The organism is Streptomyces sp. NPDC002573, from assembly GCF_042889625.1.
GTDB classification, from domain to species: domain Bacteria; phylum Actinomycetota; class Actinomycetes; order Streptomycetales; family Streptomycetaceae; genus Streptomyces; species Streptomyces gibsoniae.
On the sequence record NZ_JBIARC010000039.1, the window covers coordinates 13207 to 33953 of the forward strand.

A 20747-nucleotide genomic window follows, 5' to 3' on the forward strand; every position below is an offset into this window, starting at 1 on the left:
CGTCTTTACGAATGAGTGTGGGCCTCCAACTGCAGAGTTGGTTGCACCGCATCGATCGGATGGGAATGACGCGTTCCTCCACATTGTCCGTGCGAACCGCGGCGACCGCCCCTGGCATGTCGAACGGGCTGGCCAGTCTGTCGCTCTTGGGGGTGGCCGCTGTCTGGGGCTCGACCTCCTCGTCGTCCAGGACTCCACGCCGCATATGTCAAGCCCCGGGTTTCGTGGAGACTGCGTTAGCTGGTTTTCTGGAGTGACGTAGGGGGTTCGGCCGCGAGGTAGTGGGCGGCCTCGTGTTCGGCGGGGGTGTTGTGGCCGAGCTCGCCGTGGAGGCGGCGCTGGTTGAACCAGTCGATGTACTCGGCGACCGCGATCTCGATGTCGTTGATGCCGGTCCACGGTCCCTTGTACTACAGCCGGGGATCTTGAGGGTCGGTGATGGGTGGGATCGGCCGGTGGTGGGCCCAGGGCCGGAGGCGGTCCGGGAGCGGGTCTCCGCGGCGTCGGTAGTGACTGACCATGGCGCGGGTCTGGTGGAGTCGGCGCCATAACTCGCAGGTCAGGACTGTCTCCACAGGATGGTGGGGGTTGAGGTGAGTGACGGCCAGGCAGTGCCGGATGGTGTGGATGGAGGGCCGCAGGAGCGGGGCGGGGATCAGCCAGCGGCCTCGCTCTCGTCGATGCTCGGAGCTTTTCCCTGATCGGGGGCCTGCTCCGGGCCGGTATCCGGCTCGGGTTCGAGGGTCTGGTCGGGTTCGGGGATGGCGGCGCGTTGGACGCTGAGGAACGCGGTGGCCAGCATGCAGGCGGTGACGTGACGGTGCCACGGGGTCCACTTGCGGACCTGGTACTGGGCCAGGCCGACAAGCTGCTTGTTGATCTCGTTGTCCTCCTCGATCTGCCAGCGGCCACCGGCCCTGGCGATGACCTCCGAGACCGTCGTGCCGACGGGGGCATGGACGAGGAAGTAGGCGATCTCACGGTGAAGTTGCCCGTCCTTGCCACGTCGGTTGGGGTGCAGGGACCGTCGCAGCACCAGCCAGTGCGTGAAGCCATCAGCCGGGTTCTCGTCTTTGACCTGCACGGCGAAGGCCGACCAGTCATAGAGTCGCTCGCCCTTGGCGCCGTCGCCGCAGGAGCGGCGTTCCCACTGGTCACGGACTTTCGCGTAGTGGAGCAAGTCGTCGGCGCGTTTCACGGCCGGCTGCCGCGGCTTGCCCGACGGGCCGTCGATCGGGAGGTCGACCGGGACGCCGAACACGTACGGCACCGCGTGGCCGTGGCACCAGGCCCCAAGCTGCGGATCACGGCCGTAGCCGGCGTCGGCCAGCACCCAGGAGAACGGCACGTGGGCCGCGCGGGCTCGCTCGAGCATCGTGATGGCCAGCTCGGGCTTGGTGGCGAAGGCGATCTCGTCAGGCACCCCGGCCTCACGACACCTGTCGCGGTCGGTCGTCCATTCCTCGGGCAGATACAGGCGGCGGTCGATGAAGGCGTGCCCGGCGGCGGTGGCGTAGGTGAGCATCACCATGGTCTGGCAGTTGCGGACATCTCCGGTCAGCCCACAGTGCTGGAAGGCCACCCCGACCGACTTGGTGCCCTTCTTCTGCGCCTGGGTGTCATCGATGACGAGTGAGGCGTTCTTGCAGCCCAGATACGTGATGACGTAATCGCGGACCGCGTCACGCAGCCGGTCGGCGTCCCACACCGATCCATTCAGCAGCCACTGCATCCGGTCCGCAGACACATGCCCGGCACGCTCCGACAGCGTCCAGCCGTTCTTCTTCGGCAACTCCGCCAGCAGCCCCTCAACGAACTGCGCGAACACCACCCGAGGCTCCGGCCGGTTGAACAAGTACCCCAACGAACCGGTCAATGAGGACAGTTCGGCATCCCACCCGGCTATCTGCTCAGCCGTCACACCCAGCATCATGCCCGGTCAACGACACCACGCAGGCTCCGTCACAAGATCTCCGGCTGTAGTACGAGTCGCCCTTGGAGCCGACCGAGGCCACGGCGGCCTCGTGTTCGAGACGTTCGGTGTAGCGCAGAGCTCGGTATTGACCAGGTTCAACCAAAGGTCGTCGCGGCGCCGGCCGGGCTGAACGTCGTACCGCTGACCCCGGCAGCATGGTTCGGGCTGCCGTGGGCCGGCGTGCTCGCGACCGCTGCGGCACTGGCACAGACCAGGCTCAGCGCCGCGAGGGCCGCCGTCATCATGACTATGGAACCCGTCTTCGCGGCCCTGTTCGGCCTCCTCGCCGGTCAGTTCCTGTCCGCCCGGCAGATTATTGGCTGTTGCCTCGTCCTCGCGGCCATGTTCCTGGTGGAACCGCACATGCAGGGGAGGAAGGATGAAGGCCGGGTGCCCGCCACCGAACCGTGAGCAGAGTCCCCCCATCGGTTCATCCCTCTGAGTGCGCGGCGGCCACCGGCCCTTCATCCCTCCCGCCCTGGCCGGCCACCCACCGAGCCTTTGATGCTGGGGCCCGATGGGAGTGTCCGCCCCCTGGAGGCGCCCGCCAACGTGCCTCTGGGCGTCACGATGCCGGATGCCTACCGCGGGCGTGAGCACACTCTCGGGCCCGGTTCGGTCCTGATGCTGTACTCGAACGGCTTGAGCGACTGCACGGCACGCGACCCGGGCGCCGACGCGAGAACGCTGCTCAGCGCCAGCAGTCGCAGGGCCGGGACCGATCTCGAGCGGTTGGCCGACCACCTCATTTCCCATTCCAGCCCCCAGCACTGCCGCGACGACGCGGTACTGCTCGTGGCCCGCTATGAAGGCGCCGTCGGCGAGGACGGTCCGCGGACGGGGAACCTGCACATCTCTCCGCGACCTGCAAGGGGTGAAAACGGCGCGCGACTTCGTTCACGACCGGTTGTCCTCCTGGGAACTCGCGGACATGTCGGACGCCCTTCAGCTCATCGCCTCCGAGGTCGTGACCAACGCGCTGATCCACGCCGGCAGTGACGTCGAAGTGCGCCTGCGGGCTTTCGCCGATCCGTCCGGCTGGAGGTGCGGGACTCCGACAGCAACCCGCCGGTTCCCTCGCTCCTGGCGCTGCGCGAGGAGGAAAAGGTGGAGGCCGAGCACGGCCGCGGTCTGCTCATCGTGGAGGCTCTGTCCGGATCATGGAACAGCTCCCCGAACGGTCGGGGCAAGACAGTCTCGGTGGAGATGCCCATCGCGGAAGCTGAGCCATGATGTTCCCCTGCGCCGTCCACGAGCGCATCTGGTGCGGCGAGCGCTGGAGGGCAGTCCGATGCTCAGGAATCCGGTCCTACCCGACGACCTGGGCTGTCTTCCGGTAGAAGCCCTGCCTCACTCGGCCCAAGGCATGAAACCGGTCTGGACGACCTCCTCGAGGGACGCACGCATGTGGGCTGCCTCTTCGGCTCCGAAGCGCTCCTCGAACTGGGCTTGCACTCCCCACCACAGCAGCAGCGCCGCTCCCAGTCGGTCAAGGCCGACGCCGTGGTCGGTGCCGAATCGCGGGTCGTGTCCCGCGGTCGTGTCCCGCGTCGTGGTGTAGGGGATCAAGCGTCACGCGTTCCGGTACGAGGCCCTGGACGATCTCCGCGGAGGCGGTAGCCCAAGAGGAGCCCTGCTGAGGCGAGTTGAAACCCGGGCCCGGAGGAGTCACTGCCCCTGACCTGGGGATTCCGGCGCCTTGATCGCCTACACCACGAGCAGGGACACTATCTGTCCCGCGACGTGGTGTAGGGGATCAAGCGCTAGCGTTCCGGTTCGAGGTCCGTAGCGATCTATGCGGAGCCGGCAGCCCAAGGAGTGTGCTGCTGACTTGAGTTGGACACCCGATCGGGTGGATCCACCGTCTCTGGCCTGGGGGTTCCGGTGCCTTGATCCCCTACACCACCTGGCGGGACGCCATCGAATCGCGCGGCTTTGACGGCGGAAAGAAGATCAATTGGCGCAAGCGCCACCTGGTGGTCGACTGTCTCGGGCTGCTGCTGGCCGTACTAGTGACCGCCGCCTCGACCACCGACCGCGACGCCGCGCACGCTATGCCGCCGCAGCGGCGCGCCCGGTACTACCGCTTGAAGTTGATCTGGGCCGACAACTCCTACAGCGGGGCGCTGGTGAAATGGGCCGGTGCCGCACTACGGCTGGTGCTGCAGGTGGTCAAGCGCGCGGAGAACACGGTGGGCTTCGCGGTGCCAACCGGATGGCTGCTGCGCACTCGTCGTCTGGCACGCGACTGGGAGCGCACCACCCCGGCCGCAGAAGCGATGATCTACTGGTCGATGACCGCGCTCATGCCCCGCCGCCTGGCCGCACGGCGCTGAACCGGCCGTCCGGCTCCTTGACCAGCCAGCCCCGCTCGGCCACCCGCCGGGCCTTGGCTCGCACCCCCTCCACCCCGGGAAGCTGTCGTCTCCCACCCCAAGTGGGCCGCGAACTACTGGCAGTTCAGCGGCCCGGTGCTTTCCTGCACCGCCGCCTCCAGGACCTCGATGATCCGCTGGTAGTCCGGGGCGAGGACGGTCGGCTGAAGGCCCGGCCGCCTATCGGGCACGATCGTGGCGTCCGCTGCGGCCGCCGTCCGCCCCCCGCTGTCCGCGGCGAACCGTCCGCCCCGCGGGCCTCGGCAAGCGCCGCTGTGAACTCCTCCCGCGCGATCACCGCGCGCTCGCAGGCCCGCTCGGCCTCGGCGAGCGCGGCCGCAGCGCGCGCCGCCTCCTCGCGGCACTTCTCCAGGCGCTGACGCGCGGACAGCTCCCGCTCCTCCAGCAGTCCCATGGGCGGCGGCATCCAGCCCTCCGACGGTGCGGTGACACGACACCGCCATCCCTGCCGTCCACCCGCCGAGAACAAGCCTGACCTGCGTAAACAAAGCCATCACGCTCGGATTGACAACGGCTTCTAAAGGCAGCTGGATGGGCGGTCCTGGCAGTCCTTCGCGCCGCCCGGCTGCGCTGTCCCGAGCCACTGCGCCATCGCCTCGGCACGGTTGTGGACCTGTAGCTTTCCGAAGATGTGATTGATGTGGTTCTTCACTGTCTTCTCGCTCAGAAACAGCATGGTCGCTATCTGGGAGTTGGAGAGGCCCTTGCTAATCAGAACCATCACCTCCTGCTCCCGTCGAGAGAGCACGGTCAGGTGGCTGGCGGCCAGCGTCCGGGCGCTGTCCGACTCGCGCAGGGGGCGGAGCATACAGGCCGCTGCCAGCGGGGACAGGTGCGTCGAGTCTGGGCCGACGGCCCTGACCGCGCGCAGCAATTCCTCGGAGGTGAAGTCTCCGTGGATGAGGAAACCGGAGGCCCCGAGCAGCATCGCCGCGGTGATGGTGGCGGGGTCCGCAGTGAAGGAGAGCACGACGACGCGGGAGATCGACGTCAACTCGGGCAACACGGCGAGCGGCATCTGGTTCCCGAACAACACCACGTGGGGGCGTACTCGCTTGGCAAGGAGCAGTGCGGTCGTGGCGTCTTCGGCCTCCCCGGCCACCGACAGGAGCGGTTCGGTGCCCACAAGGTTCCCAAGTCCTCTCCGGATCACCAAGCTATCGTCCACGACGAGAACTTCAAGCTGGCGCCGCGTCTGTAGATCGGTCATGGCTGTTCGCTCCCGGATGACGAGATGTAAGTGCGTCCGGCCGCCTGCGCGCAGCGCTGTTCCGGCGGCGCCGGCGGTACGCGGAAAGTGAGCTCCGAGTGGGCGGCAGCCGCCCACTCGGGGAGACCCGGCCGCAGGGCCGGGGACCGGCGGCGCATATTGTGGGACTCGGCGGTCTTGCGGCCGCCTGCGCCGCGCAGAACTGCACAGTTCCGTGTCCAGCGGTCCAGCGGCTGGTGGGTCTCCACGCGTCGGAAAGCAGCAAGCGCCGGTTCGGTGGGCGTGCCAGTGGGACCGCCGAAACCGGTGCCAGGCCGAGCCCGACGACGGTGTGGACATCGGGCTGTTTCGGTGCGACGCATCGGGGCTGCCAATGAACGAGAGCCCCAGCGACGCCGGTCGGGGCGGATGGTCTGCTCTGCCACCGGCAGAGGGGCGCCTGGGTCCCAGGCTGTGCACCCGGAGACCCAGGCTCCTGGGTTGCCCACGTCGAAACGTCCGGCATCACGCCAGTCATCTCGGCCGCCAGTGGCTTCTGCGGCGCAGTGTGCGCGTCGGATGCTGCCGGTGTCGCAGTCGGTCCGGGGTACATCCTGGGCCCAGTTTGTCACCCGTTGCTGAACCGCTGGGCGCACTGGCTGCATTGCAACGCGTCCGGAGGAGGTGGGCATCCAGTGGCAGCCAGTCAATGGTCGGCCGTCGATCTCGAACCTCAGCTCGGACATGCCGACCTCACCTCTTCAGCTGCAGCGCGGAGTGCGGTGACGACCTGCAGCTGGGTGCGGCCCGGAGTCTTCTCCCACCAAAAGGCGAACTGTTGCCCGAGGTGTGTGACGAGGGCGTCCCACGCGCCGAGTGTGGTCTGCTCGGCGTCGGGCGTGCCCTTGCCGGGGACGTAGCCGGCGGCGCGGTCGATGGCGAAGATCATCGAGTTGCGCTCGGGGTCCCAGCCTTCCGCCTCCAGAAGGTCCGCGCTGCGGGTCAGAACGTCGGCGATACGGGAGCGGGTCACGGACAAGCTCACCACCACCGGGCCACCACCCATCCGGTTTCGATGCGGGCGGCAGCGAGGGCGGTGACGTAGTGACGCACCTGGCCGGGTGTCCACTTCGACTCGTCCGGGCCAAACAGCTCGTGCAGCTCTTGGTCGACGCGGATGAGCTCTTCCTCGACAGTGTCTTCGAAGCGGGGCAGGGTCATCGAGACGCCTCCTGGCGGGCGTAGTCCCGGCAGCGGAGGTCGGGATCGATGTTGAAGAACTCGTGTCACTGGTCCCAGCGGGCGCCAGTCGGTGTCTGGCCTCGCTCGGCGAGAGATGCTGCAGGGCGTGGGCGCGAAGCTCGGCTCCTCCCCAGCCTCGTGCCGCCCCGCACAGGTACGCGGGCCGTTGCAGGACCTCGGGTTCGCCAATGTGGATTCTTCGGCGAGGGGAGGGACATGACGACCCGCCGACTGATTGACGGGGCTGCACGACAACGTAGCGTATAGCCAAGTAATTACTTAGATCTAGTCCACGGTCCGAACTCGACACGGGCCGCCGGGGCAGCCGATCGCCCGTTCCCGGACCTGGGGCCAAAGCAGGACCTCTCTTCGCGCTGGCGTAGGGCTCTTGGGTCATGACCTGGGTGACCAGGTTCATGAACGGGGCGATGCCGGTACGTGGCTCGGTGCGGCCGAACACCTTCGCGGCGTGGACGTCGTGGGTGGCCAGGTAGGCCAGGGCACCGCCGCGGCTGTAGGTGTGGTTGACGCGCATGGCTCGGGCCTGGCCGGGGGCGAGGGTGGGGTGGCAGCGGCAGCGGGCCTGGATGGAGGTCGTCTCGTCCGCGCTGATCACGTACTCGTCCTCGCCGAGCGGCTGGCTCTGCCAGGTGCGGGCGTACAGGTCCAGCACGCGCTGGGCCTTGGCGCGGAAGTCGGGATCGGTGATGAAGATCCAGGAGCGGTGCTGCCAGGGCTTGAGCGCGTCCTGAGCGAGCCAGCGGCGGACGGTGGAGGCCGACACGAAGGTGGCGATGCCCCGGGCCACGGCCTCGCGGGCCAGCTCGGGCGCTGACCAGCGCGACAGCGGCGCGCCGGTCTCAGCGGGTAACCGGCAGGCCACCGCCTTGACCTCGGCAGTCTGGAGCGCGGTGAACGCCGGCGGGCGACCCGAGCGATCGCGGTCGCCCAGGCCCTGGTCGGCGAACCGGCCGCGCCAGCACCGGACCGTGTCCAGATGCAGGCCGCTCTCCCGGGCGATGCGCGCGTTGGAGCGTCCGCGTGCGGCCTGCAGGACGATCTGCGCGCGCATCCGCAGCCGGTACTCAGTCTTGTGGCCGTAGGCCATCAGTTTCAGCCGCTCGCGCTCGGCAGCACGCAAGATGATCGGACGGGCAGCGACAACAGGCAAGGCAGACAGGCCGATCGAGAGAAGCGGATCAAGGACAGGCCGTAGCCTGCCGCGTCCCCGGGCCCGGCCTGCCGGGCAGGATGGGTGCCATGCCCACGCCCTCGGAACACACCCGCCTGTCCGTGGAGGCGCGCCTTGGCGAGCGCGCCCGTACCACCTGGCCGCAGATCGATCAGCTGCACGTCCGCCATCGCGGAGCCTTCGCCTACGTCGAGGCGGAACTGGCCCATGGCACACGGGTCAAGCTGATGCGGCTGCGCTATGCCGGTGCCGTCGGCAGGTGGGGCTTCGCCCTCTACCTGGCCAGCAGCGACCGCTACGAAGACTCCCTGCTGCCCACCGGCAGCGCCACAGGCACGCCCGCGGACGCACTCGACTGCGCCTGCCGACTCCACCTTGCTGCCCCCGACATCTGACCGCCTACCGCGTCAGCCTGACCATGGAACGCTCCCGCGAAGTCCAGCGCCTGGAGAAGGAGCTGGAGGACACCGGGATCAAACTCTCCAGCGTGGCCACCGACATCATGGGCGTCTCCGGCAGGGCCATGCTGGAGGCGCTGATCGCCGGTGAACGTGACGTTCACATGCTGGCGGGGTTGGCGAAGGCCCGCATGCGCCCCAAGAACCCCGCCCTGGTGGAGGCCCTGACCGGGAACTTCGGCGAACACCACGCCTTCCTTTGCCGCCTGCACCTGGAGCGGATCGACCATCTCACCGAGGCGATCAGGGACCTGTCGGCGCGGATCGAGCAGGAGATGCGCCCTTTTGCCCGGCAGCTTGAACTGCTGGCGGCCGTCCCCGGCGTCGGTCGCGGGGTCGCCGAGGTGATCATCGCGGAAACCGGCGGCGACATGACCCGTTTCCGCACCGCAGGGCATCTCGCGTTCTGGGCCGGGTCTGCCCCGGCCACCACGAATCCGCCGGCAGATACAAATCCGGCCGACGCCGGCACGGCAACCGATGGCTGGGGGCCGCTCTGGGCCCCTCGGCTGTGGCCGCCTCCCGCACCCGGGAGACCACCTACCTCGGCGCCCGCTACCGACGCCTGGCACCCCGCCTGGGCAAAAAGAAAGCGCTCGTCACCCTCGAACACTCCATCCTGACCGCGGCTGGCACATGCCCACCCACTACACCCCCTACGCCGACCTCGGCGGCGACTACTACGCCAAACACGACCCCGAACGCGCCGCGCGCCACATCACCCGACAGGCCAACGCCCTCGGCTACACCGTCCGCTTCGACCCCATCGAAGCCGCGGAAACCCACCCCACCAGTCACCTCGCTGACCTGGGCGCATGCTCAATTTTCGGATCAGAGTCAGTTCAATGGTTGGCGGCAGTCGCTTCCGGCCGCTGGACGGCGGGGGCGATCTGGCCCATCACCGTCCGCTGCACCTGCTTGTCGAGACCCTTCGCACCGGCTCGGAAGAGAGCGTCTTCGATGCTCTTGTCGGGGAACAGCCGATTGACCGCCGAGCCCTTGAACATGTCCCGGGCGGCATTGCCCACACCGGAGATGGGAACGCTGATCCACACCCGCGGATCCGTGACGCCAGGCTTTACCATGATGCCCGTGGCGATGGCGTTCCCAGCCGCTCCCTTGATAAAGCCCTTACTGACCTCGTAGAACACGGTCTCCTGCCAAGTTTTGGGAACCCCGAAGCCCTTGAGCGCCTGCTCGGGCAGCCCGCCGACGGCGGATGTGGTCCAGTCGGTGGGCGAGAGTTGCTCCTTTCCTCCCCGCACCGTATGCCTGTACCCCGTCGGCAAGCCGTCCCTCCAAGTGTTGCGCCGCCACGTCTGGGCGAAGAGCGCCGGACCGGAGGTCTCTCGGCGGGCTGCCTCTCCCGCGGCGACGAAGTCCTTCCAGGCATTGTGTCTGGCCAGCGCCACGTTCAGCCGCTGCTCCGCGGAGGCCGTGGCCTCTGCGGCATCCCAGGTGGACAGAAGCGCGGATCGAGCCTGGCGGGCGGCGGCGTCCCGCATCCCACGCGCGGAGGCCAGTGCCCGCTGATGGAAGTCACGTTGCGCGCGGACCTCCTTGAGTTCCTGATTGGTGGCTGCCGCCCACTCGTGGTCCCCAGACACTCGGGCGAGTTCGTGCTGGCTCTCAGAGCCCCATATGCGCGCCTGTGCGTCACCGAGCTTGCCGGTGTGCACGGCGACGTCACGGTCGGCTGCGAGCAGCCGCTCACGGGTACGGATCAGGCCCTGCTCAGCCTGCCGCTGTGTGGCGGCGGCGGCCGTGTGCACGGCTCGTGCCTGGGTCACGGAGGCGGCCAGCGGTGCGCCCTCGCCCGGCAGGCCGTGTATGCCCAGCTTACGGGTCTCGGCCCGGGACAGTACGAACCGGTCGAAGGCGATGCCCCTGCCCGAGGCGGCGGTCTTCGGCGCCGATGGCGCTTCGTGCCGGCCCGTACCGCCTGCTCCGGCCTCGCGGTGGCTAGTAATCGTCCCCGCAGGCTCGTTGTTCTTGGCCATCGGATGCACCTGGTCTAGGGAGCGACCGGCCGCGGACGAGGTACTGGCGGTTGGCTGGCGGACTGGGCCGCCGAGTACGAGTGCGATCTCCTCGCGGGTCGGGACCTGCGGGCTCAGCGCGGACCCAATCCGGGCTCCTTCGCCCATCCGGACGGCCGGCGGTGCGTTGTCGGTCGCGGCTCGGCTCAACCCCAGGGGCCAATCCACCGCTGTGGCCTTCTCCAAGTCGCTGCCGATCCGGCTCAACGGCTCGTGCGGCGTTCCGATCCTGGTGGGCGTGCCGATCACAGGGGACAAGCGCGCATCGCCCCGCATACCCTGCGCGGCCGAGTCGCCTGGCTTCCCCGCGTCGGCCGTGCGACCGGAGGGGGCGGCCTTATCGGCAGAGCTGTGTCGAGACGGTTCTTTGCCGATCGAGTTCACCCATTTCTTCGCCTGATCACCCAGGGTCACGAACTCGGGTAGGCCGTCCGTGCCGCGCCTGATCTCTCCCGACACGGTCAGGGCCTTCTTCAGCCCGAGCCCTTCAAGACCGGCCACTACCCCGCCAGCCACCCCGCTGCCGAGCGCGCTCCATAGCATGGTGATGTCGATGTCCTTGTGGGCGATACCGCGGGCGGTTAGGTTCGCCGACACGTCGACGCCCATGTCCCGGGTGGCTTCGAACGCCATCTTGCCGTAGCCCACGCTTAGCCGTTCGGTACGCCAGGCCAGCTTGCAGAACTGGTCGATCCACATCCTCGCCCGGACGAAGAAGCGGGCGATCGCTGACAGCAGGCTTGCCACCCATTGGATCAGCCTGCCAGCGCTGGCAGCGAGCATCGCGAGCTGGATCTCGGCCGCCGCGATTAGTGGCGGAAAGAACGCGGCCGCCGCGATAAAGGCCAGCGTGGCACCGATTTGGATCGCCAGCTCCTGAAGAATCTCCAGGGCCGCACTCAGTTGCTCCGCGTGCTCCTGATGCCCCTCGCCGTTTGCCGACGCCGCCTCTGCGGCCCGTGCCAGGGCAGCGGAGTGCTGAGCCCCTACGAAGTGGAAGGCGTCGGCGTCCTCGCCCTGCCACATGCCCTTCGAGTGCGTCAGTAGATCGTCCAGGTGGCGGCGGTGCTCCTTAAGGTCGGCCGCGAGGTCGAAATGCGCCTGGGCTTGGGCGTGGAGCAAATCCGGCCGCCCGCCAGGGTCGGGTAGACCAACGGCGAAGAGAATGCCGCGCTCGTCCAGGATGGCGCCCTGTGCTGCCATCACTGCTGCTTCTCGACTGCGGCCGAGACCTCGCCGTGGGCAGCGCGCCCCGCGCGTGCTTTGGGTGACTTCACACCAGCAGCATGCTGTGCGGCGGCGCCAGGGAAGAGCGGTGCACGGATGTATCCCTAAGGCTTCGAGAGCTGTTCATCTCTGCGTAGCGGATATTTCGGCACTGGGGGCGGGCAGCAAGCGGCAGGGTGGTACGCAGAGTAACGATCTACCCGCGCGGGTGCCCGTGAACCGCAGTCTGCCCGTGGCAGATCGCGGGTCACGGTGCCGGATTACCGACTGCTCGGGACACGGGCGCAGCGCAGGGCGGGGCGGCAGAAGAGACCGCGGTCGTTGGGTCCGCAAGCCGATGAGATGCCGGGGGCACCGCTATCGGGTCAACTTCTCCGGCATCGAGAACATCTGGGCCAAGCAGCACAGGAACATTGCTTCCCGACGCCAGGGTGCCGGACCGCCCTTCGTGTGGAGCTGACGCCAACTCGCGCTGCGGGCAGATCACACGCTGACGGAAATGGACAGGCGGGCATGAAAGGGATCAGCTCCGATTTCTAGCCGTTTGAGCTCTTTCTCTAAATCGCCGTCAATAGGGGCGCGAACTCCCCTTCTTGGAGGAATAAAATATGACTCCCTCACGGCGTTCGTTCATTGGCAGGGGCGTTGTCCTCGGCGGCGGTGCTTGGTGCCCCCAGTGCATGGGGGATGAGCGCGCGGGTGCGTGCCGGCAGCTCTGTCGGAGATCTTGTGACGCTCCATGGCTTCCTCTTGGACCAGGTTCTAGGGTCGCCACTCTGCCCGGTAATCGCGGTGCTCGGCGTACGACTGCGCGAGCACGCGGAGGGCATAACGAAGACCAGCCAAGCGAGTGTCGGGGGGATCCATCGCCTCGTACTCCCGGGCCAGCCGGGGGGGATCGTTCAGCGGTCGTTGGAGCTACACGTTGAGCGTGGAATTCCGACAAATTGCGGCTTTCTGTCCCAGAGATTGATCGCTGGGGTCACGAGCCAGGAGAAACGATGCTTGAACGATGCGAGGGCAGTGGTGCAACGAAGGCGATAGATCGTCACGGTGAGAGGTGTGCTCGCCTAGGACATCAGCCGGGGTGGAGCACAGCTCGTTTGGGGCCGATCCTCCAGAACGCGCAAGCGCCATGGGGAGAAGCCGTCGTCGGCCTGTCGGGTCTGCGGCCGGTGCGTACGCCGTGGTGTGCACGGTTGCGGGGCCGAAGTCGTGTGTGAGGGAGGACGCTGGTGTTCGGCCAAGGTAACACTGAGCGCCATGACGAACTGAAGGCCGAGGTCCGGGCGTTCGCCGAGCGCGAGGTGGCGCCGCGCGTAGCGCGCATCGAGGCTGCGGGGGGCGTGGAACGCGGTCTAGCCTGGGAGATCGCCCGGAGGGGCTGGATCGGTGTCACGATCGACTCCGCGTATGGCGGCATGGGTGCGGGGCATGTGGCGAAGGTACTCGTCATCGAGGAGCTGGCGCGGGTGTGCGGGGCGTTAGGGGCCGCGGCTCAGGCGTCGCAGCTACCGGTTGCGATGATCGACAACTTCGGTAGTGAGGAGCAGAAGCGCCGCTGGCTTCCGCCGATCGCGGCCGGCGAGATTATGCCCACGATCGACGTCACCGAGGAGGTCTCGGGTAGCCAGATCGGGGGCATGCAGGGCCGAGCCCGCCGACGGCCGGGCGGGTGGGTCCTGAACGCGGTGAAGACTCATGTGGGCAACAGCCACGTCGCCAACCTGCATTGTGTGGTGGTCCGTACGGCCGACTCCGGTCCGGGAAGCCTGTCCGCATTCCTGGTCGAGAGCGAGCGGGGCGGCGTGTCGGTGCGACCGCAGGTGCCAGCGGTGGCACTGGCCGGGTTCTCGTTCGGCACGGTCGTCTTCGAGGACGTGTGGGTGCCGGAGGAGAACCTGCTCGGTGCTGTGGGCGATGGCCGGGACGTCGCTGACTCCGCCAGTGTTTTGAACGGGCGGGTCAACCTGGGCGCGGTCTCCCTGGGTGTCCACCGGGCCACCGTGGAGACGACCCTCGCGTTCGCCGCCGAGCGCCAGCGTTACGGCAAGTCGCTAAGCGAACTGGGTTCCGTCGAACAGCGGTTGGGCCAGATGGTGTCAAACCTGATGACGGCCCAGACCGTGCTGTATGCCGCAGCCGACATGCTGGACCGGGGGACCCAGTGTGACGGGCAGCTGATGAACGCCAAACTCGTCAACTACGAGCTTGGCACGGGCTCCGCGAAGCTGGGCCTTGAAGTGCATGCCGCCAGCGGCCTGTTCACCGACCGCCCGATCGAGCGGTACTTCCGGGACGCGCACGCGATCTTCGCCCCAGCCGGCACTTCGGATGTGCAGAGGCTCCGGCTGGCCCGGTTCGCCCTGGGCACGGCACAGCAGCCCGAGTGGTCGCAGCTGTTTGCCGCTCCCACCAAGATGGTGGGAGCGGCAACGGCCGGCCGAGTTACAGCAACTCTTGGACCCGGCGGTCGAGGAGGAACTGCGCCTGCTGGGCGCGTTCCTTGATGAAGGCGAGCATCTGATCGCCGTCTTCCTTGGGCCGGGGCTGCGTGCCGATGACGCAGACCGTGCCGATCGGCAGGGTGCGGTCCTGAGGGTCGAAGAGCGGGGCCCCCATGTAGGTGCGGATGCCGAATTCGTTGGCGACTTCGTTGGTGCGGAACCGGGGAGAGAGGCAGACGTCGTACAGGGGCAGGGCCTTGCCACGGTCGACGACCTCGGGGCACCAGCCGTGCTCCAGGGACATCACCCGGGACATGGTTACCGTGCCGTTGTCGCGGGCGCTCGGGGGTACCCACAGGCCGGCGAAGTACTGCCGGTCTCCCAGGAAGTTGACCATGGCCATTGCTTCGTCGGTACCTGATTCGCGCGCGAGGGTGGAGGCAAAACGATCGAATTCCGGATCCGGCTCGCTGAACAGGCCGAGAACGTGGACACAAGCGAGCCGGGCCGGGGTCTGCTCACGCAGACGGGCCAACTGGTGGGTGCCGAAGGTGGCGTCAAACACGAGTGCTCCTGGAGAGGGAGGGTAGCGGGGCGGATGGCCTGTTGCGGACGGCGAGGGCGTGCGCGTGCTGGACAAGGGTGATCAGCGCCTGACGTCCCTGGACGGTGCTGCGGGCGTCGCAGAGCACCACGGGGGTGTCCGGCGGCAGGTCGAGCGCGACGTGGACTTCTTCGGGCTCGTAGCGGTCTGCGTCGGCGAAGCGGTTCACGGCCACCACGAAGGGCAGCTGGATGCTGAGGAAATACTCGACGGCGGGATAGGAGTCCGCGAAGCGACGGGTGTCGACAAGGACGATCGCGCCAACGGCACCCTCGGCCAAGTCGGGCCACATAAACCAGAAGCGTTCCTGACCAGGCGTGCCGAAGAGAAGCAGCACCATCCGCTGGTGGGTGAGGGTGATCTTGCCGAAGTCCAGGGCCACAGTGGTGGTGGTCTTGGACTCCACGCCCTGCAGGCTGTCGGTGCGGGCGCTGGCCTGAGTGAGAGTTTCCTCGGTCGTCAGCGGCTCGATCTCACTGACCGCCCCCACGAGGGTCGTCTTGCCGGCTCCGAATCCACCCGCGATGAGGATCTTCCACGGTGCCAGCGGCGGGTCAGAGTGCTCTGAGTCCTGCAAGGATCTCCTCCAAGACGGCGGGATCGGTGGCCTCTGCGGTCTTGTCGGGCATGGCCTGAATGAGGAAGCCCTGATCGAGAAGGTCGCTGACCACGATTTTCACGGCGTGTACGGGCTGCTGCAGCCGCGCGGACAGTTCTCCCACCGAGCAAGCCTCGGGGTGGCACAGGAGAAAGACGGCCTCCTCCACCAGGCCCTGAGGCGGATTGCGGGCAGAACTGCGAGCCTTGACCAGAGTGATGAGGTCCAGGTCGTGCGTCGGCGCGGTGCGCCCCTGCGTGATCGCGTAAGGGCGCAGGGCCGCGATGCCGTCGTCGATGAAGGGCGGTTGGCCGGGGGCCGCCATCATCCGATTGCGGCATTGCGCGGCGCGGTCGCAAGGTGCGAGCCGATGCTCTGGCCGAGCATGTTCATCTCATAGCCGATCAGCCCTAGGTCCGCCTTGTGGGAGGCCAGGACGGTCAATAGGGCGCCCGTGGCGGGACGGGTGACGAAAATGAGCCCGCCGTCGACCTCCGCCATAATCTGACGGGCCATTCCTGGGCTGCTGCCGAAAAGGCGATCGGCTCCCCTGGCCAGCGAGAACATGCCGCTTGAAACCGCGCTGGCCTGGTCGGCGTCATCCTTGCTGTCAATCCCGAACGAATGCATGCGGATTCCGTCAGTCGAGGAGACGACAACGGCCTGTGCATCAGCGACCCGCTCGACGAAGCCTCCCAACAACCCCTCGAGGATCTCGGTTGTGCTCGATCCGCTCATCAGGACATCTCCTCGTGGGTGGGGGCAGAAGCGCGAGACGGAGCAGGCAGTGGGGTGGAGCGCTCAGCGCCCTCGTCGGTGACGGGAGCACGGAACCCTCGAGCGAAGTCGGCCGCGAGCTGCGGATTGTGCGTCGTCTGCTGCTGCTCGGATTCCGAGGCCTGCTGAAGTTGCGGAGCCATGTGACCGCCCGTTCTCCTGGGCAACGGCTTCCGGCCCGGAGTTGGGACCACGGCATCGGTGGGTGTCCCAGATACGGCATCGCTACTGCCGGTTCGTGCTGAGACCTTGGCGGCGCCCGTTATTGCTGGGTGCTCGCCCTCGGCAACCGTCAGGTGGGGACGATGGGCTACGGCTCGACGGACAAGGGGCCCAGCCACCGGCTGCTCAGTCCCTCGCGCGAGCAGGACATGCCCGGGTATGGGAGCCTCTGCCGCCGAGACGGCTGGCCCCTGCGGCGCGTCGCTAGTGCTTTTCTGCGCAGAGAGGGGTGCCTGCTCAGGAGCGAGCAGCGCATGCGGAATCACCACAGCCGCCTGGGTACTGCCGTACCGGTTGCGCAGTAGCTCGACCTTGATCCTGTGGCGCTGGGCAAGTCGTGCGACCACGAACAGGCCGCTGCGGCCGTCCTGAACCAGATGCTCAGCCACGTCGAACTGGTCCGGCTCCCGCAGCAGAGTGTTGAGCCTGCGCCGCTCGGCAAGCTCCATCGGCAGCCCACGATCGTCTACTTCGACGAGAAGTCCGTCAGGGACGTGCTCGGCTCGCACCCAGACGTCCTGGTCGGAGAACCTGGTGGCGTTCTCCAGCAACTCGGCCAGCAGATGCGTGACATCCTTGACCGCGAAACCTTGAAGAAGGGCGGAGGGCGCCTCGGTGACCTGGACGCGAGTGAAGTGCTGGATCTCCTGGATCCCATGGCGCAGCACGGCTTTGATGGAAACCGGTTGACTGATGCGGTGCGACCGGTCGCCGCCGAGCACCAGCATGCTCTCCGCCGACCGGACGATCTGCGTGATCTGGTGATCGACGCCGTAGAGCTCGGTGAGCCGGTGCGGATCTTCCTCGTCCCGCAGCACTGGATCCAGACGACTGAAGGCCGATTCGCAGTACGACTGGAGTCGGCGGGCGACATTCACGAATACCGCCAAATGCTGCTGCTGCATCGCCTGAGCGACCGAAGCCACCGCGATTCCCTGAAACTCCGCGAAGCTCCGGGCCAGTTCAGCGAACGTGTGGCTTCCTTCCACCAGGGCGGGCGCGGGAGGCGGAGCAGAGCGGTCTCCTCGACGCACGGCCTCCGCGTACTCCTGGAGAGCCAGGCTGCCTGTCTTCACCCCCTTCCGCAGGAACGCGAGCCATTCCCCGAACAGCCGGTCTTCTTCCTCCACCGACCGGGCGATCGACAGAATGTGCCGGTAGGCCATCATGAGAATGCTGCCCCCGACGACTGTCATGCTGACGGCCAGCCAGGTCGCGGTCTGAACCGAGAGCCTGGCGGCCGGGTCCAAGATCACCGCAGCGGTCAGAAACACGATCTCGGATGCCGTTGGTACCATCACGGCCCGTACGAGCCGCCGCCGAAGACCGTATGCGTCCGCCGCCTTGTCGCGTGCGGCGTGCCGAGCGTCTTGGCGGCCGGCATCCGCAGGGGCGGGTGGGGAGAGTTCAGACATCGATGTCCTTGGAAAGACTGGTGGGCAGGCCCTTAACCCCGACACCGCATAGCTCATCAGCAGTTACGGGTTAGGCCCGGTGTCGCAGTAGATGCCGTCAACCGCTCAGGCCGAACGCCGACCGCTGCGTCAAACGGGAGCCGCTCGGGAGAGTGGTCTACCGCATCCAGCGGGAACCCTCACGAGATCTGACTTCCCCGCCGGGAGATGCACGACAAGGCAGCCGCATCGTTTCGGGAGCTGACCTCGCCAACATCTCTCCGAGCGGAAATCTGTTGCCTGCGGTATCAGGAGCACCACACAGCTTGGTCGACGCCACTGATCGTTGCCAGTGCGAGTCGGATCGTTCGGAAGTCGTTTCGGGTTACATGTTCACCTACAGGCTCATCAGAACCCGTTCCTGGGCATCGTTTGAGATAGCTTGTCAGCCGAGAGCCCGGGCGAACGATGTGGATTCGACACGGCCGACATCCGCCTGGGGCCGGAGTACCGATGATTCGAGCCCCATCGCAATCGAAGGCGCAGCGGCGATACCTCGGTCTCTCGGTAGTAGCAGGTGGCGGTGGGCTGGATCGACTCCTGTTTCGCCAACCCGTCACGCAGCTTCTTCGCAGCAGGTTTCACCTTGTTGTTCCAGAAGGACTTTGGTTCCGGTCCTGCGACGATCACCGGGTGAACTGCGAGGTCTTTCCGGAGCGACCTGCACGGCACTCGCTAAGGCTCTACCCGGCCGAGGCGGATTCACTGAGAAAGGAAAGAGCACGCTCGACGCCGCTGGGCTGGATCAGGTGGCTTCGAAGTTGCAGCAGGCCGCCGATGCCATACGCACTTATTTCACGGCTGCGTTTGACGAGCCAATCCCACTCACATTCCAGGTAGTTGGCTGCTTGACGGAGTCTTTCGTGTGATGTGCTGGCTGAGGTGATGCTATGAGCGCGCGCGTGATCGAGGGCATGGGCAAGGGAGTTGATCTCGTTCTTGCTGCTCGTGTTGTCGACGTGCCAGACGGCGTCCGGACTCAGCCAGTCAGCGACCACGGCTAGCCTCTGCGGGGCGAGGACGAATTCCGCCGTATGGGAGTAAGCCTGCTCCGTGCAGATGTACACGGTCAGGCCGTAGGACTCCATCAGGGCCATGGTGAGCAGCAGCAAAAGCCGTTCGTACCGCTCGCTGTTCTTGACCGCGGCTTCGGGGATGCAGCAGACACAACATGCCGCACCCTCGGCGCCGGCCGCGCGCTCCTGCATCAGTTGCAGTACCTGGTGCCGCTCGGTGAACAACAACCAACCTGCGGCCTGCCCGCCGTACTGAACCCTCGACCACAGCACTGGGGCTGTGTCCGCACTGTTCAGGTGACGCCGCAGATACGAGGCGCATACATGGGACCCTAGCCAGACGGCTCCGACGTCCGTGAGCTCCGGGTAGGCGGCGCGAGCGGCAGCAGACCGCGGTTGAGCGAGATGGGCTTCCGATTGCTGTTGCTCAACGTGGAGTGCCTGGTCGTCGGCCAGGAGACTATCGTCTACGTTGAGTGCCGCCCAGAGCAAGCCATAGACCAACTCGTCCAGCTTGTACGCGGTGGGAATCGGCAGTGAATCGACTGGCATCAGCAGTTGGCGGCGAGCGTGCGCCACATCAAGCACATACAGGTCATCCGCTCCCCGCGCGCCCAAGGCCGCAATCAACAGAGCCCGCCGACGCGCCTTGATGAAGTATCTGAGGTGTTCCCGGTCCTCAGGCCCTATGACCACTGTGTCGCCCCGGGGCTCTGCCTCATACATCTGGACTGCGACCGATGTTCCGTCGAAGTTCCGTAGCCCGTCGAGATGCCAAACCCCTCCAGCACCCGGCAAGAGTCCATTGACAGCCAGGTGCGAACTGTCGAACCGAACATCGAAACTGTGCACGGCGGCAAGCGACGCATCGTGTGGCACCCGCGCCAGGACGACTTTTCGCTTCGGGGCAGGTCCCAGAAGTTCCTTCACACTATGCCCTAGCCAAAATTCGAGCACTGTGGCCGCGTCCCCCCGCGGCTCCTGTTCTCCGGCAAGCCAACGTTTGAAAGTGAGCTTTGTGACGTTCACAGTGGCCAGGCGTGAGTTGCGATAATGCTCTGCCGCCCGAGCCCCGGCATCCTCCAGCTGCCGCTGAAATACTTCGAACCGTAGCCACTGGCGCTTTTCCAGCACGGCATACAGCAGTGTTGGACGCGTCAGCGTTTCCATGATTTTCCTTCTCCTATTCTACGAACCGCTGAGGCCACGATTCAGGCCAAGCGCGACGGGTCGATCCTGATGTCCATTTGAGGCGCATTCGCGGGGAGATGCAGATGTCTCGGCCAGCGACAATACGGTCGAGTGGGATCTAAGAAGGCGGACAGCTTTGGCAAGATCCTCGGGGGTGTCAACTGCCGTGCCTTTGTCCACAACGCGAAGCATCCGAACGCCATACCCGTGTTCGATGAAGCTTAGTTCTCTACGCCCTCGGAATGTTCCAGTGGCCCCTGTGGAGCTTACGGAACTGTGGCAGCACGTCGCCCGTGAGGCCGTAGAGGCCCAGCTGACAGAGATACGTCAGGCGGGCCCCTCGCGGCCTTCACGACGTTGTGGTCGAGGACGGCGCCGACGTCGTCCAGCTCCGTGTAGGCGTTCACCGCAAGGGTGCCCGCAGTGACGTGGTGCAGAGCGTCCGAGACCGCGTCGATCGCAGCCGACACGATGAACGATTTGCCTCCCTGGACGTTGATAAAACCCACTGTTCTCTGCTGAGGCCATGGATGGGATAGAGGCTTCGAACCTCGTCCAGTGTCCGCTGGTTTGGGCCTGGCAATAGGCTCCGACGGCCGAGGTCGCGGCCATTGCGCGCAGGAACGCTGGGCGCTCGGAGAGCAGGTGCCTGATGATCAGTGATGTGATCGTACTGCCGGCAGGGAACTGCTCATTGATCTCTACTGCGGAATTTAACGA

The 20747-nt window shown here is 66.6% G+C and carries 19 protein-coding genes and 1 pseudogene; 7 read left to right on the forward strand and 13 right to left on the reverse strand.

The genetic code is table 11. The annotated features are described in order from the left end of the window. Positions 1 to 236: 236 nt before the first annotated feature. Together ACFYX0_RS30320 and ACFYX0_RS30325 are read right to left on the reverse strand one after the other, a co-directional pair. Positions 237 to 389: an IS3 family transposase gene (locus ACFYX0_RS30320; protein WP_388974829.1), complete on the reverse strand. Its 153-nt coding sequence runs from the start codon at positions 387 to 389 to the stop codon at positions 237 to 239. 266 nt (positions 390 to 655) lie between these two features. Next, positions 656 to 1921, reverse strand: a complete 1266-nt coding sequence (locus ACFYX0_RS30325) for an IS701 family transposase (protein WP_388974760.1) — start codon at positions 1919 to 1921, stop codon at positions 656 to 658. Positions 1922 to 2155: 234 nt separating this feature from the next. Between ACFYX0_RS30325 and ACFYX0_RS30330 the strand changes: the two genes are divergently transcribed. From ACFYX0_RS30330 to ACFYX0_RS30340, 3 genes are all read left to right on the forward strand, one after another. Then, positions 2156 to 2386 carry an EamA family transporter gene (locus ACFYX0_RS30330; RefSeq protein WP_388974762.1) on the forward strand — a complete coding sequence of 77 codons (231 nt, stop codon included), beginning with the start codon at positions 2156 to 2158 and terminating at the stop codon, positions 2384 to 2386. Positions 2387 to 2479: 93 nt separating this feature from the next. Further along, entirely contained in the window at positions 2480 to 2974 is a 495-nt protein-coding gene (locus ACFYX0_RS30335) for a SpoIIE family protein phosphatase (protein ID WP_388974764.1), read from the forward strand. A gap of 45 nt (positions 2975 to 3019) precedes the next feature. After that, positions 3020 to 3208: an ATP-binding protein gene (locus tag ACFYX0_RS30340; RefSeq protein ID WP_388974766.1), complete on the forward strand. Its 189-nt coding sequence runs from the start codon at positions 3020 to 3022 to the stop codon at positions 3206 to 3208. 117 nt (positions 3209 to 3325) lie between these two features. Here ACFYX0_RS30340 and ACFYX0_RS30345 read toward each other — a convergent pair whose 3' ends face one another. Continuing rightward, positions 3326 to 3544: a hypothetical protein gene (locus ACFYX0_RS30345; RefSeq protein ID WP_388974768.1), complete on the reverse strand. Its 219-nt coding sequence runs from the start codon at positions 3542 to 3544 to the stop codon at positions 3326 to 3328. Between the two features lie 359 nt (positions 3545 to 3903). On the opposite strand from ACFYX0_RS30345, the pseudogene ACFYX0_RS30350 reads away from it, so the two are divergent. After that, positions 3904 to 4311: pseudogene (locus tag ACFYX0_RS30350) on the forward strand (transposase); the annotation flags it as partial. A gap of 577 nt (positions 4312 to 4888) precedes the next feature. Here the strand turns inward: ACFYX0_RS30350 and ACFYX0_RS30355 are convergent. Both ACFYX0_RS30355 and ACFYX0_RS30360 read right to left on the reverse strand, forming a co-directional pair. Then, a complete protein-coding gene (locus ACFYX0_RS30355) occupies positions 4889 to 5581 on the reverse strand; it encodes a LuxR C-terminal-related transcriptional regulator (RefSeq protein ID WP_388974770.1) in 693 nt (230 codons plus the stop codon). 712 nt (positions 5582 to 6293) lie between these two features. Next, positions 6294 to 7943, reverse strand: coding sequence for a helix-turn-helix domain-containing protein (locus ACFYX0_RS30360; RefSeq protein ID WP_388974772.1), 1650 nt, complete (start codon positions 7941 to 7943; stop codon positions 6294 to 6296). Positions 7944 to 8062: 119 nt separating this feature from the next. Between ACFYX0_RS30360 and ACFYX0_RS30365 the strand changes: the two genes are divergently transcribed. Continuing rightward, on the forward strand, positions 8063 to 8389 hold the full coding sequence (locus ACFYX0_RS30365) for a hypothetical protein (protein ID WP_388974774.1): 327 nt from the start codon (positions 8063 to 8065) through the stop codon (positions 8387 to 8389). Between the two features lie 92 nt (positions 8390 to 8481). Continuing rightward, positions 8482 to 9075 (forward strand): transposase, encoded by a 594-nt coding sequence (locus ACFYX0_RS30370; RefSeq protein WP_388974776.1) that lies wholly within the window; start codon positions 8482 to 8484, stop codon positions 9073 to 9075. Between the two features lie 219 nt (positions 9076 to 9294). On the opposite strand, the gene ACFYX0_RS30375 is transcribed toward ACFYX0_RS30370, so the two are convergent. Together ACFYX0_RS30375 and ACFYX0_RS30380 are read right to left on the reverse strand one after the other, a co-directional pair. Further along, positions 9295 to 11694, reverse strand: coding sequence for a hypothetical protein (locus tag ACFYX0_RS30375; protein ID WP_388974778.1), 2400 nt, complete (start codon positions 11692 to 11694; stop codon positions 9295 to 9297). A gap of 786 nt (positions 11695 to 12480) precedes the next feature. Further along, positions 12481 to 12624, reverse strand: coding sequence for a DUF6221 family protein (locus tag ACFYX0_RS30380; protein WP_388974831.1), 144 nt, complete (start codon positions 12622 to 12624; stop codon positions 12481 to 12483). 329 nt (positions 12625 to 12953) lie between these two features. Here ACFYX0_RS30380 and ACFYX0_RS30385 point away from each other — a divergent pair, with 329 nt between their 5' ends. After that, positions 12954 to 14228 (forward strand): acyl-CoA dehydrogenase family protein, encoded by a 1275-nt coding sequence (locus tag ACFYX0_RS30385; RefSeq protein WP_388974780.1) that lies wholly within the window; start codon positions 12954 to 12956, stop codon positions 14226 to 14228. On the opposite strand, the gene ACFYX0_RS30390 is transcribed toward ACFYX0_RS30385, so the two are convergent. The 6 genes from ACFYX0_RS30390 to ACFYX0_RS30415 all read right to left on the reverse strand — a co-directional run bounded on the left by ACFYX0_RS30390 (position 14167) and on the right by ACFYX0_RS30415 (position 20006). Further along, complete coding sequence (locus tag ACFYX0_RS30390; RefSeq protein WP_388974782.1) at positions 14167 to 14730, reverse strand: GAF domain-containing protein; 564 nt, start codon at positions 14728 to 14730, stop codon at positions 14167 to 14169. The genes ACFYX0_RS30385 and ACFYX0_RS30390 overlap by 62 nt on opposite strands. Continuing rightward, positions 14723 to 15346 (reverse strand): ATP/GTP-binding protein, encoded by a 624-nt coding sequence (locus ACFYX0_RS30395; RefSeq protein ID WP_388974784.1) that lies wholly within the window; start codon positions 15344 to 15346, stop codon positions 14723 to 14725. The genes ACFYX0_RS30390 and ACFYX0_RS30395 overlap by 8 nt, the downstream gene beginning before the upstream one ends. Then, entirely contained in the window at positions 15324 to 15695 is a 372-nt protein-coding gene (locus tag ACFYX0_RS30400) for a DUF742 domain-containing protein (RefSeq protein WP_388974786.1), read from the reverse strand. The genes ACFYX0_RS30395 and ACFYX0_RS30400 overlap by 23 nt, the downstream gene beginning before the upstream one ends. Further along, positions 15692 to 16105, reverse strand: coding sequence for a roadblock/LC7 domain-containing protein (locus ACFYX0_RS30405; RefSeq protein WP_388974787.1), 414 nt, complete (start codon positions 16103 to 16105; stop codon positions 15692 to 15694). The genes ACFYX0_RS30400 and ACFYX0_RS30405 overlap by 4 nt, the downstream gene beginning before the upstream one ends. After that, positions 16105 to 17781, reverse strand: a complete 1677-nt coding sequence (locus ACFYX0_RS30410; RefSeq protein WP_388974789.1) for an ATP-binding protein — start codon at positions 17779 to 17781, stop codon at positions 16105 to 16107. Before ACFYX0_RS30410 ends, ACFYX0_RS30405 begins: the two co-directional genes overlap by 1 nt. Before the next feature lie 722 nt (positions 17782 to 18503). Beyond that, positions 18504 to 20006 (reverse strand): hypothetical protein, encoded by a 1503-nt coding sequence (locus ACFYX0_RS30415; protein WP_388974791.1) that lies wholly within the window; start codon positions 20004 to 20006, stop codon positions 18504 to 18506. Between the last annotated feature and the right edge of the window lie 741 nt (positions 20007 to 20747).